The following is a 21,432-nucleotide window of genomic DNA, read 5'->3' as shown; positions in this document are numbered from 1 at the left end:
TTGGCAAATAATTTGAAATCCTTTGGGTGGTTTTGAAACAAAGAAAAAGAATAAATAACACAGAATATGAACTTTAATAATTTCACAATTAAATCGCAGCAGGCAATCGAAAAAGCATTTCAGATTGCTCAAGGAAATCAGCAGCAGGCTATCGAAACAGCTCACTTGTTGAAAGGGATTTTTTCGGAGGGAGAGAATGTTGCTGGTTTCTTGATGAATAAACTTGGAGTGAATGTCCAAAACTTTAATATGGTATTGGATAAGATTCTGGAATCATTGCCAAAGGTTAGTGGTGGAGAGCCATTTTTATCGAGAGAGGCAAGTGCTGTTTTGCAGGAAGCTGTTAGCGTATCAAGTAAAATGGGCGATCAATTCGTTAGCATCGAGCATATTTTATTGGCACTGCTAAAAGGGAGAGATCAAATTGCACAGCTATTTAAGGATAATGGAGTGTCGGAGAAAGAACTTACTGCAGCCATTAAAGATTTGAGAAAAGGAGCCAAGGTTGATTCACAAACGGCTGAAGATACTTTTAATTCCTTGAGTCGATTTGCGGTTGATTTGAATGAAAGAGCAAGAAATGGAAAACTCGATCCGGTAATTGGGAGAGATGAGGAGATTAGAAGAATTCTTCAAATTCTTTCGCGAAGAACCAAGAATAATCCAATTTTGATTGGGGAACCAGGAGTTGGAAAGACTGCCATTGCTGAAGGTTTGGCACATAGAATTATAAAGGGTGATGTGCCGGATAATTTGAAAAGTAAAAAAATCTTCTCGCTTGATATGGGGGCTTTGATAGCTGGTGCCAAATATAAAGGCGAATTCGAGGAGCGACTAAAATCAGTAGTGAAAGAGGTAGTTGAATCGGATGGTGAAATTGTACTCTTTATAGATGAAATTCATACTTTGGTAGGAGCTGGAAAAAGCGAAGGAGCCATGGATGCTGCCAATATTTTAAAACCTGCATTGGCCCGTGGCGATTTGCGTGCCATTGGTGCGACTACTCTAAACGAATACCAAAAATATTTTGAGAAAGATAAGGCTCTTGAGCGTAGGTTTCAGAAGGTAATGGTTGATGAACCTGATACTCTTAGCGCGATTTCTATCCTTCGAGGATTGAAGGAGCGTTATGAAAATCATCATAAGGTTCAAATTCGAGACGAGGCTATTATTGCGGCCGTTGAGCTATCGCAACGATACATTTCGGATCGTTTTCTTCCGGATAAAGCAATTGACTTGATCGATGAGGCAGCTGCGAAGCTTCGTTTGGAAATGAATTCATTACCAGAAGAATTGGATGAGATTGAAAGAAAGATAAAGCAGTTGGAAATTGAAAAGTTGGCTATTCAACGTGAGGGAGATTCGAAAAAGCAGGATGAATTGGCGCGTGAAATTGCTGAGCTTAATGATGAAAGATTAAAGTATCGAGCCAAGTGGGAAGCAGAACGTGAGGTGATTGATGGTATTCAGAAGAACAAGGAGTTGTTGGAATCTTTGAAATATGATGCTGAAAAAGCAGAGCGTGAAGGTGATTATGGTAGAGTTGCAGAGATTCGTTACGGCAAGCTTAAAGAGGTTGAAGAAGAAATTGAAGCTCTGAACGAAATATTAAAACAAAACCAGAATTCTGATGCATTAATCAAAGAAGAAGTGATGAATGATGATATTGCTGAGGTGGTATCACGTTGGACCGGTATTCCTGTAAATAGAATGCTGAAAAGTGAACGCCAGAAGTTAATGTCCTTAGAAGAGGAATTACACAAACGTGTTGTTGGACAAGATGAAGGAATTTCGGCTGTTGCAGATGCGGTAAGAAGAAGTCGTGCAGGTTTGCAGGATGCAAAAAGACCGATTGGTTCATTTATTTTCTTGGGTACAACTGGTGTTGGTAAAACAGAATTGGCTAAGGCTTTGGCAGAATTTCTCTTCGATGATGAAAATCAAATGACACGTATTGATATGTCTGAATATCAGGAAAGACATTCTGTTTCAAGGTTGATTGGTGCACCTCCGGGATATGTTGGTTATGATGAGGGTGGTCAGCTAACTGAAGCTGTTCGCAGAAAACCATACTCAGTTGTTCTTTTAGATGAAATTGAAAAAGCTCATCCAGATGTTTTCAATATACTGCTTCAGGTTTTAGATGATGGCAGATTAACGGATAATAAAGGAAGAGTAGTCGATTTTAAGAATACCATTGTAATCATGACCTCTAATGTTGGGTCTCATCTGATTCAGGAAAAAATTGAAAAGATGAATGAGAGCAATAAAGGAGAAATGCTATGGCAAGCTAGAAATGAAGTTTTAGAGCTTTTGAAAAAGAGTATTCGACCTGAGTTTTTAAATAGAATTGATGAAACGATAGTATTTACTCCTTTGGATAGAGAGGAAGTGAAGCGAATTGTTGGCTTGCAATTTAAATCAGTTCAGCAGATGCTTTCCAAGAATGATATCAGCATTGATTTAAGTGAATCGGCTATAGAATATCTTGGTAACCTGGGCTTTGATCCTCAATTTGGAGCCAGACCTATTAAACGAGTACTGCAAAAAAAGGTACTAAATGAACTGTCAAAGCAGATACTGTCTGAAAACATTACAGCCAACCAAAAAATATTGGTGGATGTACAAGATGGAAGCCTTTTGTTTAGGAATGTTTAGAGGTTTTATTGAATAGCAAACTTTAATTAACGGGAAGCTCATCTATAAGGTGAGCTTTTTTGTTTCTAGTATAACATGTAAAAAAACAGGTTTCACGGTGTAAAAATTATCTTAATCGAAAACGAACATAAAAATAATAACGATTTCAATTTTAAATTATACTTTGGTCCTTGAATTAGAAAATCAATTAAACCAAATTAATTTATGATTGTATTAGGAGTTATTATTGTATTAGCAGGATTGGCAATGCTATTGTTAAAGCCATTATTGGTTAGTAAGTCACAGGCATTTTCGAAGCTTACTTCCAGGTTTTCTCTTGGAGTAATGGGATCAGGAGTTGTTATGATTATTTTGCCATTTATGTTTTTCTGGGCAGAACCAGGGTATCAGTATTTTGTTGTTTATCCTAATGGAGGAAAGGATGCTGTAATGACAGAAGGGATTAAATGGAGAGGTTTTGCAAAAATTATTCCTTGGCAGAAATATATTGATGTTAAGGTAGTGAGCAAGGGTGAGAAGAATGATGATATCGAAGGAGTGATGAATCCAATTCCAATTCGTTTTATCGATCAGGTAACAGCCTCTGCAAAATTGTCTACTCGTTTTCAATTGCCAACCGATAAAGAATCATTCATAGAAATGGCAATCGAGTTTAGGTCATTGCAAAACCTTGCCAACAACACCTTGATTCCAACCGTTCGTGAGGTTGTATCAAATACAGGTTATATGTTTGCAGCACAAGATTATATTTCCGGATCTGCATCGGACTTTAGGGTAGCTATCGAGGATCAGTTGAAGGATGGAGCTTATAGTGTAGAAAAATTGGAGTATCGTGATACCATAATTTCTTCAATTGAAGATAGTAGTCGTGAGATCAAGGAAATCCAAACGCGTTATGAGGTAAAGAAGAGAAAAGATGAGAATGGAAAATTCATTCGTATCCCTCATGATATTAACGAGAATAACATTATTGTAGCTCAGGTTATTGTTGATGATGTTATACTTGAAGCAGTATTTAAAAAACGATTGGAAGCACAGCGTGATGAATCGGCGAAAAGACAATTAGAACAACAGAAAATTAAGACTGCGAAAGATGCTCAGGCACGTATTGTAGCAGAAGGGGAAAGAGATAAAGCTGCAGAGCGTGTTGCTCAGGAAAAGGAGCAGGTGAAAGCCTTGATTTCTATTGAGACAAAGTTGAAACAAGAGGAAACAAACAAAAGACTTGCAGCAATTGCATTAGAAACAGAGAAGCTTAAATCAGCTGCTAAAAAAGTAGCTGCTGATGCAGAATCTTATCAAAATGCTAAGCTGGTTTCGGCAGGTTTGACACCTCAGGAGAGAGCTCAAATCGAAAAAGAAATTGCAATTGGTGTTGCTAAGGAGATTGCTAAAATTAAATTCCCGGATGTAATGATTACTGGCAATGATGGCAAAAATGGAAAAACACCACTTGAATCATTAATTGGTGCAGCTATGGCAAATCAGTTAATGGATACGAAATAAAAAAAATAGTCCTTTAAATTTTCGAAATTCAGTTATGGCCTTCGCAAGTAAATTGCGAGGGCTTTTTTTGTGTTTGTTCTGCAAACCGTTGCGGTAAAATTTTGAACAAAAATCACTTCTACATTAAGTTTTTGATCAATAATTACATTAATTTGCTAGTTAAACTTGTGATTATAACTAAATAATAAAATAAAACATCTCAAATGTCAAAAAGTGAATTAAAAGCTGCCTGGCTTAAGAATTATAGTACGGCGCCTGAGCAATTGGAGAAAATGGGAGAGATTAAAGGTTTAATTAGTGCCTTTAATGCGAATGTTGATGCTGTGATTAAGGTGAGTGGAAAAGATGTAGAGAAGTTGGTTGAAAACAATAAGCTTGACACAAATTTAATTGTATCTGAAGAAGAGAAAGCAATCAGAAAATACGAGGATGCAATAAGAGGTATTCTTCACTGCTTTAAAGGCGGTATTGCTGAGGAATGGTTAATTGAAGATGTTGAAGTGTTTTATTGGTTGAATAAGAATGTTGGGTACGATAAATTGCAAATGGGAGGCCAGGGAGGAATCGTTGCCAATGCAATGGCCGTATGCGGCGTACAAAATGTTTATGTACATTGTGCATCTGCTCCTAAAGAGCAGTCTCAATTGTTTCTGGATTTACCAAACTTATTAACAACTGATGAGAATGGAGAGCTGCAACAGGCCTTTAATGTAGATCGTAAAGATGATAATGCATTAATTCACTGGATTATTGAGTTTGACAAAGGAGATACGCTAACCATTGGTGGTGAAACTTACACTTGTCCTAAAGCAAATCGATTCATTGCAACCTACGATCCATTGAACTTCAAACTTCATATTGATGATAACTTTAATAAAAGAATGGCGAAGGATGATGTAAATCCAGAGTATATCATTTTATCTGGTTATCAGATGTTGCATGAAACTTTAGCTGATGGCAGCAAAGGAGCAGATCGTATTGAATTATCGAAAAAGATGATTGCCGAATGGGGAAAATCATGTCCGGATAATCTTCTTCACCTTGAGGTTGCATCAACTCAGGATAAAGTGGTAAGAAAACATTTGATTGATAGCTTGGTTCAGGATGTTGACAGTCTTGGATTTAATGAGCGAGAATTAATAGATATTCTTGAAGTTATTGGAGAAGAAGAGTTGGCACAAGAGTGTGATCAGAATACCAATGCATCAAACCTATTTAAAGGAATGTTAAAAGTATATGATTATACCAAGTGTCCGAGAATGCAGTTGCACATGTTTGGTTTGTATGTAACTCTTCAGCAAAAAGGATTTAAGGTAACTCCATTACAAAACAGAAATGGAATGCAGTTGGCAGCTACGGTTGCTGCAGCTAAAGCTGGAACTGGTGCAATTAACAACAAAGATGTATTAATGTGGGCCAAAGATCATAAAGTGTCGGATGTTGGTCTGAACGAACTTGAAGGACTAAGCAATATGGTTAATGGTATTTTTGGAGAAAATGGTTTGTTGTCTTCAGGTATTTATTCAAATGAAGAAATCGAAGTAATTGCGATTCCAACAATTTTAATTGAGAAGCCTGTAACTCTGGTAGGAATGGGTGATACCATTTCATCAGTATCATTGGTTGGCGCTGTGTAAATAAAAATATAATTGTCAATGAAAAGGAGTTTTTGGGTTGATACCTAATTGCTCCTTTTTTTAGTAATAAAAATAGCCCATGTTGTGGTACAGGGCTATTTTCATTTTAAACTGTTTGTGTGGAACAGCTTTAGCTAACTCTAACTTAATTTTACTAATCTAATTTCTAATCTGTCATTTACTTTATTCTTTCTAATACGAAATTAGCTTGAGCTCCTTAATTTTTAGCTTAATTGTTGATTAATGATATTATAAAAGCATTAATCAATGATTTTTTTTAATAATTGGATCAAAAATGTGATGTGTAGTTTTTTATAAAAATGTTAGAATTGGCAATGTTAACAGAAATATTTCTTTAATAGACACTTAAAAGCGGACAAGTTATTTTTTGAGTTAAAGACTAAATAAAAATAAAAAATGCAAGAAATAATTTTTTAGAAAACGTTTGCGGAAATAGAAAAATTAAACTTATATTGTGGCGTATTTAAAAAGTAAACACAATTACCATTTGTAACTTTACTAATCACACAATTGATTTTCTTGTTGTTAGGCAAGCAAATTCTAACCACTAACTAATCACTAACAATTAAGGCTTCGCATTCGCGAAGCCTTTGTTGTTTTGTTCGGATCTATAATATTTCAAACTAAAATTGATAGATAACATACATTCATGAGGGATAAATAATGATTTTTCATATTTAATCGAAAAAATAATTACCTGTTTAATTATGCGAATAGTAAGAAATGTAAATACTTACAAAAAATACTCTGTTAATAACAGGCTGATATGCAATCGTTTCCTGATTGTGTTTTAAAACAGTATGTAATTAACTACAAAAATCTTTAAAAGTGCTTTGATTTCTATAGAAAGACATTAAAATTTGCAAAATCAATTATTAAAATTCTTACGGAATAATTAAACTAATATCATTAACAATGACACCTAAGTTTAAAGCGCAAGCCGGAACTTTCGAATCAAGCGATATCATGGTCTTGATCGAACCTGTATCAGAGGAAGCCGGTCGCCAAATTGATATCTCATCTACTGTGATGTTGCAGTTCGAAGATGATATCAAAAATACAATTAATCAGGTTTTGGATGATTTGGATATCCAGAATGTACACCTGATTGCAAAAGATAAGGGAGCTCTTACGCCAACAATTAAGGCTAGAGTTGAAGCTGCTGTTAAACGTTCTTTAGGTATTCAGGAGGGTACAATGTAATGGCTAGAAAGAAAAGAAGATCAATGTTGTACATTCCGGGAAATAATCCTGCAATGATACAACAAGCCGGAGTTTATGGTTGCGATGCTGTATTGTTGGATTTGGAAGATGCTGTTGCATTGAACCAAAAAGATGCAGCAAGAATCTTGGTTCGTAACATGTTACAAACTGTTGAATTTTACGATACAGAAGTTTGCGTGCGTGTAAACAACATGCATACTCCTTTTGGATTGGCAGACTTGGAAGAAATCGTGCCATTACAACCTGATAATATCAGATTCCCAAAAACTGAGTCTGTTCAGGATGTGAAAGATTTCATGAAAGAGGTTCGTAGAATCGAAAAAGAACATGGAATTAAAAAGCCAACCATGACGATCCATGTAATGATCGAAACAGCTAAAGGTGTTGCAAATGTATACGAAATTGCAGGTGCTGATCCACGAATTGATGCAATTACAATTGGAGGACAGGATTTAACTGCAGATATGGGTATCGTAAAAACTCCTGATGGAGTAGGTATTGATTATGCTCGTAAGCGCATTGTAATGGCAGGTAAAGCACACGGTTTAGATGTTCTTGATACCGTATTTGCTGATGTTAACGATGAGGAAGGTCTTCGTGAAGAAACCGAGTACATTAAGAAGATTGGTTTCGCTGGAAAAGCATTGATCAATCCTCGTCAGGTAGATGGTGTACACGAAGTGTTTAACCCAACCGAAAATGAGGTAAGAAAAGCTTACCGTGTTTATTCAGAATTTATTCGAAATAAAAATGCTGGTATTGGAGTATTTGCAATTGACGGAAAAATGGTTGATGCTCCTGTTGTTCAGAGAGCAATTACTGTTCTTGAATATGCCAATATCGATTTAAAAGAAATCGAAGAGTCGGTTGCAAGTTAACAGTTATTCCTGTTTACAAAATTGATACTAATAAAAAAACAAAATGAAGAACGCATTAGGAGTTGAAATTCCTGAATATATAGAAGGTCTTGGTGAGTTAAAGCCTTTCCAGGGCGTATGGGAAAGCATTATTGGTGATGAGATTCCATCAACTAATATTGTTCGAACATTAAAAGCAAAAAAAGCCCATACTTCAAAATTGTGTGGCGATTTAAAAGATGCCATTAAGAAATGTAATCCTTTCGATGGAATGACTGTTACATTTCATCACCACCTTCGTGGAGGAGATGGAGTTTTGATGCAAACAATCGAAATTTTAGATGAAATGGGAATCAAAGATATTACTTTGGCTTCTTCTTCATTAACATCTGCACATGATGGATTGGTTCCATATGTTGAGAAAGGAATGATTACCAGAATTTTCTCTTCAGGTATTCGTGGCCGTTTGGGTGAAATTATCTCAATGGGTAAATTAAAGCATCCTGCAATTATTCACTCTCATGGTGGTCGTGTTAGAGATATCTTGACTGGACGTATCAAGCCAGATTTGTCTGTTTTAGCTGCTTCGGCTGCCGATGAGGAAGGTAATGCTACCGGAGCTCACGGGCCATCAGCTTTTGGTTCTATGGGGTATGCCGATATTGATGCGCGTTACTCTAAAAATGTAATTATTGTAACCGATAACCTTGTAGATTATCCATGTGTTCCTGGTTCAATTCGTCAGCACTTTGTTGACCACGTTGTAAAGGTTGATAGCATTGGTGATGCTACTAAGATTGCATCGGGTACTACTCGTATCACAAAATCTCCAATGGATTTGCGTATTGCTCGTATTGCAGCAACAGTTATCGAGCATTCTGGCTTGTTCAAGGATGGCATGTCGTTCCAGGTAGGAGCGGGTGGTGCTTCTTTGGCTGTAGCTAAATTCCTACGCGAAGATATGAAGCGCAAAGACATTAAAGGTAGCTTCATGATTGGTGGTGTTACTTCTTACGGTGTTGACATGCTAAACGAAGGATTGTTCCAGGCAATTTTTGATGTACAGTCTTTCGATGCTGCAGTAAGTACTTCTGTATTGAACAATCCACAGCACATCGAAATAACATGCGATCAATATGCAAATCCAAACAACTGTGGTGCAATGACCAACAAATTGGATGTAGTTGTGCTAGGTGCTTTGGAGGTAGATGTTGACTTTAATGTAAATGTAATCACAGGTTCATCAGGTGAGATTCGTGGTGCTTCAGGAGGTCACTCTGATACCGCTTCAGGTGCAAATCTAAGTGTGATTGTTTGTCCTTCTTTCCGTGGTCGTTTGCCAATCGTGAAAGATCGTGTTCACACAATTGTAACTCCTGGTGAAAGTGTTGACGTGATTGTTACTGAGCGTGGAGTTTGTGTAAATCCTTCTAAACCAAATCTTGCAGCTGCCTTGAAGAAAGCAGGTGTTAAAGTTGTAGACATTAATGATTTGAAGAAAGAAGTGGATGCAATGACTGGTGTTCCAGCGGAAAAACAATTGGGTGATAAAGTTGTTGCCTTGGTTGAATATCGCGATGGTACCATTATTGATGTGATTCACAATGTTGAAAATCTATCTTAACAGATAGTTGATATAAAGAAAAGTGCACCCTAATTGTAATTTTACTTTTAGGGTGTAATTTTATAAGTCTTTAAAGAGATTTGCAGGAATGAGTGATGTGTTAGGGAAAATATTAAAGGCAAGAGATCAAAGATCTGTTTTGCGAAAAGGAATTTCAAAGTCTGGACAAGCATCTTTAAGTTTGAACCTTAATATTCCAGGATTTCCAAAATCTGATGATAAAATTCATTCTTGTTTTAAGCAGGTATTGGCTGAACTAAAACGCCACCTGTTATCACATAGGATATTGATTGATTCGAAGCAAGAGCACTGTGCTGTTGATGCAGCTGGCGATTTCTACTTGGTTCCTCTTCTTGAGAATACTTATTCAATCAATGAAATAAAAGAAATCACCGAAAAGTTTGAGGAATCACATTCTTTGGGTCGTCTTTTGGATGTGGACATCACCAATGCTGAAGGAGATCCGGTATCTTCGGGCAAGGCAAAGTTGTGTTATTTCTGCAACGAAAAGCCTGCTTTGTTGTGTATGAGAGAACAGAATCATTCCTATGCTGATATTCGTAAAAAGATTGATGAGGATATCGATCAATATCTAAACCAAATTAGGAAGGATGAGGTTTGCAAAAATCTGGCATCGAATGCTTTGAAGTCTTTATTGCACGAGGTGGCCTTATCGCCCAAACCAGGTTTGGTGGATCGGAATTCCAATGGTTCTCATGATGACATGGACTTTTCTACTTTTATTGATTCCGCATCGGCTTTATCGGTTTACTTTAAGGAGATTGCTGAATATGGTTTTTCCTATACAAGTGATGATTTGAAAGAAGCTCTTCCTGAATTGCGCCGAATTGGTTTGTTGATGGAGGAAGATATGTTTCGTGAAACCAATGGAATAAATACGCACAAAGGGGCAATCTTTTTATTGGGGTTCTCTTTGTTTGTAAGTGCGTATCTAATGGCAAAAAGAAGTTTTTCCTATCAAGCTTTTGTTGATCTGATTAAAGATTTAAACGGCAATTTGGTAGAGCGCGAGTTGGGAAGGAAATTGTATAATGGAAACCAAACGCATGGTGAAGTTTGTTTCGAGAAATATGGAACGAAAGGACAAGGCATTCGTGGTGAAATACAGGCTGGTTTACCGAGTGTATTTCAGCATGCAATTCCGGTTTTGGAATACCATTTACAAAATAAGCCGCGCACCGATGATAAAATCCTGCACAAATCTTTAACCCATGCCTTACTGGCTTTAATTGCCAATAACGACGATAGTAATATTCTGTATCGAAAAGGGGTGGAGGTTTTAGATGGATTAAAGCAAAAAGCCAACGAAGCATTTTTGAATTTCGAGAATGAAAAATTTGAATTTCTATACAATGATTTGATCGATTACTGTGAGAAGAATCATATATCTCCGGGAGGTTCGGCTGATTTGTTAGCGGTTTCTTATTTTATCTTTACCGCAAGTAAACAACATGCCTAATTTTCATTTATAACAAAACATCAAGATAAAACAAATAACATATATCATGATTTTGGATTCTTCTTATATCTCTGAAACATATCAAAAAAGCATTGATATTTGACAAAATCCAATAATATTGACTGTTGATTATAAAACTATCACACACACCTAACAAAACTAAACTAACGGAAAATATGGGAGTTGAAAATACTGATTACAGAGAAGAGTCTTTGGATCTGAGGAACCCCTTCGATATAAAACTGGTTTCTGAATTTTTAGAACCATTGGGATTTGATTTTAATCAGCATGAGGTTGATTATTCCATGATTCTGTATAATCTAAACGATGAGGTTATCGGAACGGGATCCTATAAGGGGAGAGTTTTAAAGTATGTTGCTGTAGCGCCAAAATTTAGAGAAGGAGCTGCTTTTGCGCAAATTGTAACTCATCTTATCGATATTGTAATTCAAGAACACAAGCACATTTTTGTTTACACAAAACCACGTAACCTTGAAGTGTTTAAGGGACTTGGATTTACCGAGATTGCAACTGCAGAACCCTTGTTTTCTGTTTTAGAATTTGGTTACGAAAACATCAAAACTTACCAGGATTATTTGCGTTCGGTAAAAAAAGATGTGAGTGTTGGCGATATTGCAGCTGTTGTTGTGAACTGTAATCCATTTACCAATGGACACAAGTATTTAATCGAGAAAGCGTGCAAAGAGAATAGGTTGGTCTATCTTTTTGTTGTTGAGGAAGACCGATCTTCGTTTACTTTTGATATTCGATGGAGATTAATAAAAGAAGAATTAGGACATGTAGATAATCTTGTGATGGTAAAAGGTGGGAACTATGTGGTTTCTGGAACCATTTTCCCGTGTTATTTCTTAAAACAAGAAAAAGAATGTGATATTTCAGCTAAACAAGCCGAGTTGGATGTAATCACTTTCTTGCGATATATTGTTCCTGTTCTAAATATCAATAAGCGTTACGTAGGAACCGAGATGTATTCTCCGGTAACTGCAGCTTACAACGACGCGATGATAAAATACCTTCCGACCAATGGTGTTGATTTATTGGAAATCCCAAGAATTACTTGCGGAGGAGATGATAATTATATTTCAGCATCGAAAGTAAGACAGGCAATACGAGAAGATCGACTGGAAGATGTTTTGGAATTCCTTCCTGATTCTACAAAGAACTTCTTACTTTCCGATGAGTCCTTAGAAGTAAGAACAAAAATTAAGAATACAGTTTCAAGGCATTGATAAAAGCTCTTTCGAGGAGGTGAAAAATATAGAAGAGTTGTAATTGTTGAGTTTCGTAATTCAATTAATTACAACTCTTTTTGTTTAGCTGTTAGTTTAAATTAAGTTATTAAATGCATCCCTAAATGCTCACCCAAATTGAAAGAGAAAGCAACTCTAAGTGAAAGAAAAATAGCCAAAGGGAAATGATGAGTAACAAGAAGTAATGAGAAAGTAAGAGAAGGGAATGTTTATGTCGATAAAACGACCGATTTTATAAGAAGAAGGAATCGATATGTAACAATAATGAATGTTTCTATAGGCGTTGGGAATGATATTATAGGAAGAATGAATGATTTTATAGGAGAAGGGAATAGATTTATAATAAGAACGAATGGGTAAGTAATAGGAGTGAACGCTTAAGTAGCAAAAAGGAAAGGGTGAAAAAGAAAAACTAATGCTTTTATAACCAATGGGAATGGGTAAGTAACCAGAAGTAATATAAAAGCATTGTAATTAGTCCTAATGTTTGTGATGAACACAAACTCAAGGTATTATTTTCTAATCTTTTGAAAGAGTAATGCCAAGCCAGTAGGTTTACTGTTATATGTATATTTGGCATATATCAGGTAAAATAAAAGTACCAAATTAAATAAGTAGTTAAAATAGAGAGGAATATGGTAATTCTTACTGACAATGTCATCCACTAAAATGTAGGTAAATGTAAACACTTCACCCCAAAACCAAAGCCAAAGAAATATTTCGCTTACATCATCTGTTTTTCTTGTTTTAAAGGTGTGTATTACCTGTGGTAAAGCACAAATGGCAAATAATAAGCTGCCAACCCAGCCAACTACTTCATTCATTTTAATCAGTTTTTGATATTTAGGGCAAATGTGCTAAAAAAACTTGAATTTGTGATAAGAGAAAACTAATTTCTTTGAACCAAAAGAAGCGTGCGGTCGTCGTCGAATTTAGAGACGTTATAGGTTTTGGTAAGTTCGTCTTCTAAGGTTTGAGGTTGTAGCTCGCTATCCAGTTTAAACTTGTTTAATGAATGAAATAAAGCATCATCTCCAATCATTTCGTTGTTTTTGTCGTTAACCGCTTCGGTATAGCCATCGGTGTAGAATAAAACTTTATCTCCTTTGTTAAAATCATGAACCAGGCTTTGATATTTGGTCGTTTTAATAACGCCTAATAATGTTCCAACAATGTTTAATTGCGACATGGTGTCTTCCGATTTGTTGTAGTAATATGGGCGTAAGGCTCCGGCGGAAGCAACACTAATTTTGTTTTGCTGCGTACAGATTGAAATCACACTTAAAGTGGTAAACACCTCGGTAAGCTGCATGTCTTTAAATATGTATTGATTAATGATATCTAGAAATTTCCCTGGCGATTCTACGAAATCAAATTCCTGGCGGTTCAGGAAGAAGTTGATTGTACTTCTGATATATGCAATATATGCGGGAACGAAGAACCATGCATCCCATTTTTTCCCCATTACATCGCCTAGCACAACAATTTTGCGATGTTCATCCACATTGATAACTTCATAATAATCGCCACCAGGCAATTTATCGTATGGTTCATGTAAAATGCGAATTTGAATATCATTTAATTGATCTGAAAAATCATTTTCAAATCGGATTGGCGATCTTTTGGCTGCCGTGTTTAAGGCGTTAAGATATTTATTCTTAAGATCATGCTCTCTTTGGATATTAGAGTTGATTTGATGGACAATTAGTTTTGCATCCAGATTTTTATATAAAAAGCCACTGATTTTTAACTTTAATAACTCATCCATCTTTTCAGAATCTTCCGGATTTGAAATGAGTATACTTAAAGGGACATGAGCAGATGTAATTTCAACAATTTTTTCGAGTATGGACATAGCCCATGTAGCCGCATCGTCGATAATTATCCCCCAATTATTTGCTCCTTGCAGGGCCATAAAAAAATCGGAATCGGTATAAACAACCTTGATATTTGTTTTTACAAGTTTGTGTGGAATGGGAAAAGGTCTGGTTCGGTTGGCACAATAGATTATTGTCCCTTTTTCGTAGCTGATGTCCGATTTTTCTTTTCCTGCAATAATCTCCTTTCTGAGAAATGCCTTTTTTAAGTGCGAATTAATTTTTGAAACAAATACCTTTTGCTTGATTGGTTTTGTTATAAAATCATCAGCACCATCATTCAAATTTTTAATCCAGGTTTCTTCTTCGTTGTTTCCTGATAAAAAGATAAAGGGGGTATGCTTGTATTCGGGTGTGTTCCTAAAATGGCGCACCAATTCATTACCATCCATAAGTGGCATGTAAAGATCCGAGATTATTAGATCAAAATGCTCTGTTTTGGCTTTGTCAATGGCCTCAATACCATTCTTTGCCAATGTTGTTTTGTAGTTTAAGCTTTTTAATGTAAACTCTATAAACTTAAGCACAACAACATCGTCATCTACAACGAGTATATGCGGTGAGGCCTTGGCCATATTGGCTTATTATTCTGCCGAGAAGCTATTTACACAAGCGGTAGGATCCTGTAATATTTCAAAAATAGAATCCAATTGCATTAATTCAATCAATTCCATTACATCTTTATTGATATTACAAAGCTTTATTTTACTTTGATGTTCCTTAGAGGTTTTCAAAGCAGAAATAAGTGCTCCAAATCCAGAACTATCAATAAAATTAATGTCTTCAAAATCAACAACAAGTCTTGATTGTGGTTGAGTTAAAACTTCATTCATCTTATCTTTTGCAAGGCTTGCGTTTAAAGCATACAAACGATTGGTTTCGCAAAGTTTCATTATTGTAACAGAGTCAATGTTTTTGGTTTCAATATTCATGGCTCAAGTATGGTTTAAAGTTTTTTTAGGTTTGATCTAAGTTCGTTAACGGCTAGCGGACATTTTGATAGAAAACACTCAACCAAGTCAGGAATGTGCTTCATTTCAACATCATTAGTCGTTTCGTGCATCACGTTGCTCCAATTCTTTTCATCTTCAGGACTTAATTCAAAACCCTTTTCTTTTTTTATCTGTAACTCAAATTTAAGATTTCCTTTTGAAAAATGCTCTAATTGTTCCAAACAATCTCCAATACTATCCATTCCCATCGTTCGAACTGATGATTTTGCTTTGTGAGCCACCGCTCCTAATCCCTGCCAGTTTTGTGCTTCAAAATAGTTCGAAACCTCCTCTGTAAATTCAGGAATTTGCTCGATAAATATTTCGATCATTTCTTCGATAATGTTAATGTCGTTACCAGACATTTCCTTTAAATAGGATAAATCGGTGAGTTGTTCTCCTTGAGTCATTCTGTAGGATAAAATAATAATCACAAACCAACAAGAGTAATTTAAAAGCCCTGTAAATCTGTGTGGTTTTCACTTCATATAATATTGCAATGATACTAATTTATTTTCAAATTACCTATCTGTATTAAGATTCAGAAGACGCATAAAGTTCTGTTGTTTAATGTGTGTTTTTACTATACTTTTCTGTTTTTGGGAAACATTTTGTTTTATTATCAGTATTAGTGTATAGAAAATATAAATTTGTATCTGTTACCTTTAAAACACGAATCGTTTATAAACTACTACCTCTATGAATTGGAAATTTACCATCCTATCTGTTTTTCTTCTTACTTTTTATGCCTCCATTCATGCTCAAGATTTATTGCATGTTAAAAAATCGGAATACCTTGAAGGTGACAAGGAAAGAAAGCCTGCTTACAAGAATATTTTGCATGCAATCGAACTTGGAAAAAAAGGTAAAGGTTTTGTGAATCTGGCTATCCCATCGTTAAAGGAGGCGTATCAATTGAATTCTAAAAATGCTGAATTGAATTATAATTTAGGAGTGTGTTATTTGATTTCTGGGCCCAGAAATGAGGCATTGACATATTTAAAATCTGCACAAAAGTTAAATCCAGATATAAGTGAAGATATTTATTTCTTACTTGGAATGGCATATCAGTATAGTAACGATTTTGATAAGGCAATTGTACAATTTAAAATCAATATTGAATTAATTCAGCAGAATAATTACAAGGACAAAAGAGAGTTAATAGCATTAAGTGAAAAGCGAATTGATGAGTGTAAAAATGGAAAACAACTTATAGATAATAAGTCAGGTAAGGAAATAGAATTGATAAATGAGGTGAATTCTGCATATGATGAGTTCAATCCTGTTTGGAATGGGAGTGATTTCTATTTTAGTTCAAGGAGGGGAGATGAGAAGAACTCCAGATCATTGGAAGATCAAAAGTTTTATGAGAAAATTTTTGCAAATGATACGTCTGGGAATATTTATAATGTATCGGTAAATACACCAAGTAAAACCAATCTTGCTTTAATGTCTTTTATAGACGAGGCTCCAATAGTTTACCTTGGAAGAGAAGGAAATGGAGATGTGTTTTTTGCGAAACTATTAAAAGATAAGTGGGGAATAGGAAAAGCTTTAAAGTTTATAAATGAGAGTAGATCCAGGGAAAGTTCGGTGAGTATAGGTCGTAATGGCAAGGAAGTCTACTTTATTAGTGATAGAAAGGGTGGATTCGGTAGCTGTGATATTTATTACTGTATAAAAGAGGAGAATGGAAAATGGTCGAAACCAATGAACATTGGTGGAGATATTAATACAGAATATGACGAGAGTGATGTTTTTGTAACTAAGGATGGAAATAATTTGTACTTCAGTTCCAAAGGGCATAACTCTATTGGGGGGTATGACATTTTTAGGTGTGAAAGAAAAGAATCAGGAGAATGGGGACGACCTAAAAATTTAGGATTCCCGATAAACAGTACCGACAACGACATTACCTATTTTGAAGATGAAACTGGTCGATTCTATTTTGCATCGGAAAGATCAGGTGGAGTAGGAGGATTTGATATCTATAGAGAAAAGGAATTTCTTAATAAGGTTGATGAGCCTATTATCCTTGCGCATGCAAGCATTCAAGAGGTTCCAAATGAAATGAAGAATGAAAAAATGAGTACTCCTGAAATGACTAAGCCAATCATTGTTCCAGATATTCCTGTAAAGAAACAGCCTGAGGTAATTGAAGAGATAAAAATGAAGGAAGAGCTGGTGCAAGAAGATTTTGTTTACAGAGTTCAGATTGCTGCCTGCAAAAAGGAAATGGGACCAAAAGATTTATTTCAGAGATATCAAGGAGGAGATGTTATAGAACACTTATATGTTGAAGGTTGGCACAAATATACTATTGGTGGTTTTCCAACTTTCGAAGATGCTGCTAAATATCGTGATTCTTGTGGTGTTCACGATGCTTTTGTTGTGATTTTTAAAGGAGGGTATCGATTGGGAATTGCAAAGAAAACAGGAGGGGTAAAGTAATTTAAGGATTGGGTTTTTATCTGAGAAAATTTTCTACATTTGCACTAACAATAACGCAAACATAATTCACTAAGTTTTTTCTTAGGTAAATATTAATGGGATTGATTTTGCTCAATTACTTGATATTGCCTTAAATACAAAATACAATGAAAAGAACAGCTTTCACTAGTTTTCATGAAGAACTAGGTGCAAAAATGGCACCATTTGCAGGCTATAACATGCCAATTGAATACACTGGAGTTAAAGATGAGCACGTTTGTGTTCGCGAAAAACTAGGTGTTTTTGATGTATCTCACATGGGAGAGTTTTGGGTAAAAGGACCAAAGGCTTTCAGTTTTGTTCAAAAGCTTACAACAAATGATGTTGCTGCTTTATCTGATGGAAAAGTACAGTACAGCTGTTTTCCAAATGGAGAAGGTGGTATCGTAGATGATTTGTTGGTGTACAGAATTGATGAAGAAACTTATCTTTTGGTAGTTAATGCTGCAAATATCGAGAAAGATTGGAACTGGTGTTGTAAGAATGCAGAAGAGATGGGCTTAGAAGTTGGCAAGGAGTTGTACAATGCTTCTGATGAAATTTGTCAGCTTGCAGTTCAAGGTCCATTAGCTCTTAAAGCAATGCAGAAAATTGTTGATGTTCCAGTTGAAGATATGGAATATTACACCTTCAAGAAAGCTACTGTAGCAGGAATCGAAAATGCTATTTTCTCAACAACTGGTTATACTGGTTCAGGAGGATGTGAAATCTATGTAGCAAACGAAGATGGTGAGAAACTTTGGAATGCTGTAATGGAAGCAGGGAAAGAATTCGGTATTCAGCCAATTGGTTTAGCTGCTCGCGATACCTTAAGACTTGAAGTTGGTTTCTGTTTATATGGAAATGATATCGATGACAATCACACGCCTATTGAAGCAGGTTTGGGTTGGATTACTAAATTTGTTGAAGGTAATGATTTTATCGATCGTGAATTCTTCGAAAAACAAAAAGAAGAAAAACCTAAGCGTAGACTAAAAGGTTTTGAAATGATTGACAGAGGTATTCCTCGTCAAGGATATAAGATTGAAGATGCTGAAGGAAACGAAATTGGAGAAGTTACTTCTGGTACAATGGCTCCAATGGTAAACAAAGCAATTGGTATGGGATATGTAAAAGAAGGATTTTACAAAGCAGATACTGAAATCTTCATCCGTGTTCGTAAAAAAGCACTAAAAGCAAAAATTGTTAAAATCCCTTTCTATAAAGGATAATTTTCAATTTCGAGATATATTAAAAGCAGGTACTTGTAAAAGTATCTGCTTTTTTTGTGAAAATAGAAAGAGAGTTATAACATAAATTCTTACATTTGTTTTTCTCTTTTAAGCATGTGAAGAGGTGAAAATGATAGTTTCTGAGCTTTCTTTGGGTGATAAATCTCATGTTGTTCTTGCAGAAAGCATGCAGAATTAGAAGTATTACCATCAATATGACAAAAAAGAGAACGAAAATAAAATATTTTCTGTGGGTTAAATTGCTGTTTTTCAGACTGTAAATATTAATCTATATGAAGGGGGGGGAAATGATTATTTATTTGTTGAAAAACATAGAAATTAAGAACTAAAATCATTTCTAAATAAATTTTTATTTGCAAATTTGCCTCAGGATATGGAATAATACAAAAAATTAAAACGTTTGAAAAAATGAAAGTACACAACTTTTCTGCAGGCCCTTCAATCCTTCCAGATTTTACAGTAGAAAAAACTGCTGAAGCTATCAAAAATTTTGCTGGTACAGGTCTTTCTGTTATGGAAGTATCTCACCGAAGCAAAGAGTTCGTAGCTGTAATGGATGAAGCTATCGCATTGTTCAAAGAATTATTGAACATTCCTGAGGGATATTCAGTTTTATTTGTAGGTGGTGGTGCATCTACTCAGTTCTGCATGATTCCTTACAACTTGATGGGAAAGAAAGCAGCTTACCTTAACACAGGTGCTTGGGCAAACAAAGCTCAAAAAGAAGCTAACCTTTTTGGTGAGGTTGTAGAAGTAGCGTCTTCGAAAGAAGCTGTTTACAATTACATTCCAAAAGGATACGAAATTCCTGCTGATGCGGATTATTTCCACATTACTACTAACAATACCATTTATGGTACTGAGATTAAAGAAGACATGGATATCAATGTACCATTGGTAGCTGATATGTCATCAGATATCTTCTCTCGTCCGGTTGATGTATCTAAGTATGCATTGATTTATGGAGGTGCTCAAAAGAACCTTGCTCCAGCAGGTGTTACTTTTGTGATTGTTAAAGATGAAATTTTAGGTAAAGTTGACCGTCAGATTCCTACAATGTTGGATTACAGAACTCACATTAAAGGAGAATCAATGTTCAATACTCCTCCAGTAGTACCAGTATTTGCTGCCCTTCAAACTTTGAAGTGGATCAAAGAAATGGGTGGTGTTGCTGCAATGCAAAAAATGAACGAAGAAAAAGCAGCGGTTCTATACGATGAAATCGATCGTAATCCAATGTTCAAAGGTACTGTTGTAAACAAAGAAGATCGTTCATTGATGAACATCTGTTTTGTTATGGCTGATGAGTACAAAGAGTTGGAAAAAGAATTCTTCACATTCGCAACTGAAAGAGGTATGTCTGGTATTAAAGGACACCGTTCGGTTGGTGGATTCCGTGCTTCTACATACAATGCATTACCAAAAGCAAGTGTACAAGCTTTGGTTGACTGCATGAAAGAATTTGAAGCGTTACACGTAAAATAATTAAATCTAGATGAGCAGGATTTATTTCCTGCTTTTCGTCATTCAGATGCATGAGGAACGACTAAAGTAATTCTACCGAATTACTTCGATTTGGCTGGCAATGACATTTTATTTTTTTAATTCTAATTTTCAAATAAAATGACAAAAGTATTAATTGCAACCGAAAAGCCTTTTGCTCCTGCCGCCGTTAATGGTATCAGAGAAGTTGTGGAAGGCGCAGGTTACGAGTTGGCTTTGTTGGAATCTTATACTGATAAGGCTGATCTATTGGCTGCAGTAGCTGACGTTGATGCAATGATTATCCGAAGTGATAAAGCTACACGTGAAGTTATTGAGGCTGCTAAAAATCTTAAAGTTATCGTTCGTGCTGGTGCTGGTTACGATAATATTGACCTAGAAGCTTGTACTGAAAAAGGAATTGTAGCTATGAATACTCCAGGACAGAATTCAAACGCTGTTGCTGAGTTGGTGTTAGGAATGATGGTATTCTTAGCAAGAAATGGTTACAACGGAAAAGCTGGTGTTGAGCTTAGAGGTAAGAAAATTGGTATCCATGCTTATGGTAACGTAGGTCGTTACGTTGGCGAAATTGCTATAGGTTTTGGAATGGAAGTTTATGCTTTCGATCCATTTGTAGCTAAAGAAGCAATCGAAGCTGATGGTGTTAAGGTTGTTGAATCTGTTGAAGAATTGTATAGTACTTGTAATTATATTTCTTTGCATATTCCTGCTAACGACAAGACTAAAAAATCAATTAATTACGACTTGTTGAACAAGATGCCAGAAGGGGGAATCTTGGTAAATACTGCTCGTAAAGAAGTAATTGATGAAGAAGGATTAATGAAATTGATGGAAGATCGTAAGGATTTTGCATACATTTCTGATATCGCTCCTGACTGTAAAGATGAAATTGCTGCTAAATTTGAAGGCCGTTTCTTCTTTACGCCTAAAAAGATGGGTGCACAAACTGCAGAAGCAAATATCAATGCAGGTATTGCTGGTGCAAATCAAATTGTGAACTGTATCGAAAAAGGAGATACTACTTTTAAAGTAAACTAGATAATATAAAAAGGAAGCA

16 protein-coding genes are annotated in these 21,432 nt (G+C 35.6%); 12 read left to right on the top strand and 4 right to left on the bottom strand.

Going from position 1 to position 21,432, the window contains the following annotated elements; genetic code table 11:
* Nucleotides 1–66 precede the first annotated feature (66 nt).
* The 8 genes from clpB (at nt 67) to M0051_RS01490 (ending at nt 12,257) form a co-directional block, all read left to right on the top strand.
* Nucleotides 67–2,658 carry an ATP-dependent chaperone ClpB gene (gene clpB / locus M0051_RS01525; RefSeq protein WP_306739786.1) on the top strand — a complete coding sequence of 864 codons (2,592 nt, stop codon included), beginning with the start codon at nt 67–69 and terminating at the stop codon, nt 2,656–2,658.
* A gap of 204 nt (nt 2,659–2,862) precedes the next feature.
* On the top strand, nt 2,863–4,164 hold the full coding sequence (locus M0051_RS01520) for an SPFH domain-containing protein (protein ID WP_306739785.1): 1,302 nt from the start codon (nt 2,863–2,865) through the stop codon (nt 4,162–4,164).
* 203 nt (nt 4,165–4,367) lie between these two features.
* Nucleotides 4,368–5,801, top strand: a complete 1,434-nt coding sequence (locus M0051_RS01515; protein ID WP_306739784.1) for an ADP-dependent glucokinase/phosphofructokinase — start codon at nt 4,368–4,370, stop codon at nt 5,799–5,801.
* 936 nt (nt 5,802–6,737) lie between these two features.
* Nucleotides 6,738–7,025 carry a citrate lyase acyl carrier protein gene (citD, locus tag M0051_RS01510; protein ID WP_110360769.1) on the top strand — a complete coding sequence of 96 codons (288 nt, stop codon included), beginning with the start codon at nt 6,738–6,740 and terminating at the stop codon, nt 7,023–7,025.
* Nucleotides 7,025–7,924, top strand: a complete 900-nt coding sequence (locus M0051_RS01505) for a CoA ester lyase (protein ID WP_110360768.1) — start codon at nt 7,025–7,027, stop codon at nt 7,922–7,924. The genes citD and M0051_RS01505 overlap by 1 nt, the downstream gene beginning before the upstream one ends.
* Before the next feature lie 43 nt (nt 7,925–7,967).
* Entirely contained in the window at nt 7,968–9,527 is a 1,560-nt protein-coding gene (citF, locus tag M0051_RS01500) for a citrate lyase subunit alpha (protein ID WP_306739783.1), read from the top strand.
* A gap of 88 nt (nt 9,528–9,615) precedes the next feature.
* Nucleotides 9,616–11,007 carry a triphosphoribosyl-dephospho-CoA synthase gene (locus M0051_RS01495; protein WP_306739782.1) on the top strand — a complete coding sequence of 464 codons (1,392 nt, stop codon included), beginning with the start codon at nt 9,616–9,618 and terminating at the stop codon, nt 11,005–11,007.
* Between the two features lie 176 nt (nt 11,008–11,183).
* On the top strand, nt 11,184–12,257 hold the full coding sequence (locus M0051_RS01490; protein WP_306739781.1) for a [citrate (pro-3S)-lyase] ligase: 1,074 nt from the start codon (nt 11,184–11,186) through the stop codon (nt 12,255–12,257).
* 533 nt (nt 12,258–12,790) lie between these two features.
* On the opposite strand, the gene M0051_RS01485 is transcribed toward M0051_RS01490, so the two are convergent.
* The 4 genes from M0051_RS01485 to M0051_RS01470 form a co-directional block, all read right to left on the bottom strand.
* Nucleotides 12,791–13,102 (bottom strand): PQ-loop repeat-containing protein, encoded by a 312-nt coding sequence (locus tag M0051_RS01485; protein ID WP_306739780.1) that lies wholly within the window; start codon nt 13,100–13,102, stop codon nt 12,791–12,793.
* Nucleotides 13,103–13,167: 65 nt separating this feature from the next.
* Complete coding sequence (locus M0051_RS01480) at nt 13,168–14,730, bottom strand: response regulator (RefSeq protein WP_306739779.1); 1,563 nt, start codon at nt 14,728–14,730, stop codon at nt 13,168–13,170.
* A 9-nt stretch (nt 14,731–14,739) separates the two neighbouring features.
* Entirely contained in the window at nt 14,740–15,087 is a 348-nt protein-coding gene (locus tag M0051_RS01475; protein ID WP_306739778.1) for an STAS domain-containing protein, read from the bottom strand.
* Nucleotides 15,088–15,101: 14 nt separating this feature from the next.
* The gene (locus tag M0051_RS01470; protein ID WP_306739777.1) at nt 15,102–15,581 is read right to left on the bottom strand and encodes an Hpt domain-containing protein; all 480 of its coding nucleotides are present in this window, start codon (nt 15,579–15,581) and stop codon (nt 15,102–15,104) included.
* Nucleotides 15,582–15,846: 265 nt separating this feature from the next.
* Between M0051_RS01470 and M0051_RS01465 the strand changes: the two genes are divergently transcribed.
* The 4 genes from M0051_RS01465 to M0051_RS01450 all read left to right on the top strand — a co-directional run bounded on the left by M0051_RS01465 (nt 15,847) and on the right by M0051_RS01450 (nt 21,413).
* Entirely contained in the window at nt 15,847–17,598 is a 1,752-nt protein-coding gene (locus M0051_RS01465; protein WP_306739776.1) for a hypothetical protein, read from the top strand.
* Between the two features lie 146 nt (nt 17,599–17,744).
* Nucleotides 17,745–18,848 (top strand): glycine cleavage system aminomethyltransferase GcvT, encoded by a 1,104-nt coding sequence (gene gcvT / locus M0051_RS01460; RefSeq protein WP_306739775.1) that lies wholly within the window; start codon nt 17,745–17,747, stop codon nt 18,846–18,848.
* Between the two features lie 429 nt (nt 18,849–19,277).
* Nucleotides 19,278–20,354 (top strand): 3-phosphoserine/phosphohydroxythreonine transaminase, encoded by a 1,077-nt coding sequence (serC, locus tag M0051_RS01455; RefSeq protein WP_306739774.1) that lies wholly within the window; start codon nt 19,278–19,280, stop codon nt 20,352–20,354.
* Nucleotides 20,355–20,492: 138 nt separating this feature from the next.
* Nucleotides 20,493–21,413: a 3-phosphoglycerate dehydrogenase gene (locus tag M0051_RS01450; RefSeq protein ID WP_306739773.1), complete on the top strand. Its 921-nt coding sequence runs from the start codon at nt 20,493–20,495 to the stop codon at nt 21,411–21,413.
* Nucleotides 21,414–21,432: the final 19 nt, after the last annotated feature.

Source organism: Marinifilum sp. D714 (assembly GCF_030851345.1).
In the GTDB taxonomy this organism is placed as follows: Bacteria; Bacteroidota; Bacteroidia; order Bacteroidales; family Marinifilaceae; genus Marinifilum.
The sequence above is the reverse complement of the archived record's forward strand: the minus strand, read 5'-3'. Positions and strand labels throughout refer to the sequence as shown.

Excerpts from the sequence above, each read along its gene's own strand:
- clpB (WP_306739786.1), top strand. The coding sequence starts at position 67 with ATGAACTTTAATAATTTCACAATTAAATCGCAGCAGGCAATCGAAAAA.
- M0051_RS01520 (WP_306739785.1), top strand. The coding sequence starts at position 2,863 with ATGATTGTATTAGGAGTTATTATTGTATTAGCAGGATTGGCAATGCTA.
- M0051_RS01515 (WP_306739784.1), top strand. The coding sequence starts at position 4,368 with ATGTCAAAAAGTGAATTAAAAGCTGCCTGGCTTAAGAATTATAGTACG.
- citD (WP_110360769.1), top strand. The coding sequence starts at position 6,738 with ATGACACCTAAGTTTAAAGCGCAAGCCGGAACTTTCGAATCAAGCGAT.
- M0051_RS01505 (WP_110360768.1), top strand. The coding sequence starts at position 7,025 with ATGGCTAGAAAGAAAAGAAGATCAATGTTGTACATTCCGGGAAATAAT.
- citF (WP_306739783.1), top strand. The coding sequence starts at position 7,968 with ATGAAGAACGCATTAGGAGTTGAAATTCCTGAATATATAGAAGGTCTT.
- M0051_RS01495 (WP_306739782.1), top strand. The coding sequence starts at position 9,616 with ATGAGTGATGTGTTAGGGAAAATATTAAAGGCAAGAGATCAAAGATCT.
- M0051_RS01490 (WP_306739781.1), top strand. The coding sequence starts at position 11,184 with ATGGGAGTTGAAAATACTGATTACAGAGAAGAGTCTTTGGATCTGAGG.
- M0051_RS01485 (WP_306739780.1), bottom strand. The coding sequence starts at position 13,102 with ATGAATGAAGTAGTTGGCTGGGTTGGCAGCTTATTATTTGCCATTTGT.
- M0051_RS01480 (WP_306739779.1), bottom strand. The coding sequence starts at position 14,730 with ATGGCCAAGGCCTCACCGCATATACTCGTTGTAGATGACGATGTTGTT.
- M0051_RS01475 (WP_306739778.1), bottom strand. The coding sequence starts at position 15,087 with ATGAATATTGAAACCAAAAACATTGACTCTGTTACAATAATGAAACTT.
- M0051_RS01465 (WP_306739776.1), top strand. The coding sequence starts at position 15,847 with ATGAATTGGAAATTTACCATCCTATCTGTTTTTCTTCTTACTTTTTAT.
- gcvT (WP_306739775.1), top strand. The coding sequence starts at position 17,745 with ATGAAAAGAACAGCTTTCACTAGTTTTCATGAAGAACTAGGTGCAAAA.
- serC (WP_306739774.1), top strand. The coding sequence starts at position 19,278 with ATGAAAGTACACAACTTTTCTGCAGGCCCTTCAATCCTTCCAGATTTT.
- M0051_RS01450 (WP_306739773.1), top strand. The coding sequence starts at position 20,493 with ATGACAAAAGTATTAATTGCAACCGAAAAGCCTTTTGCTCCTGCCGCC.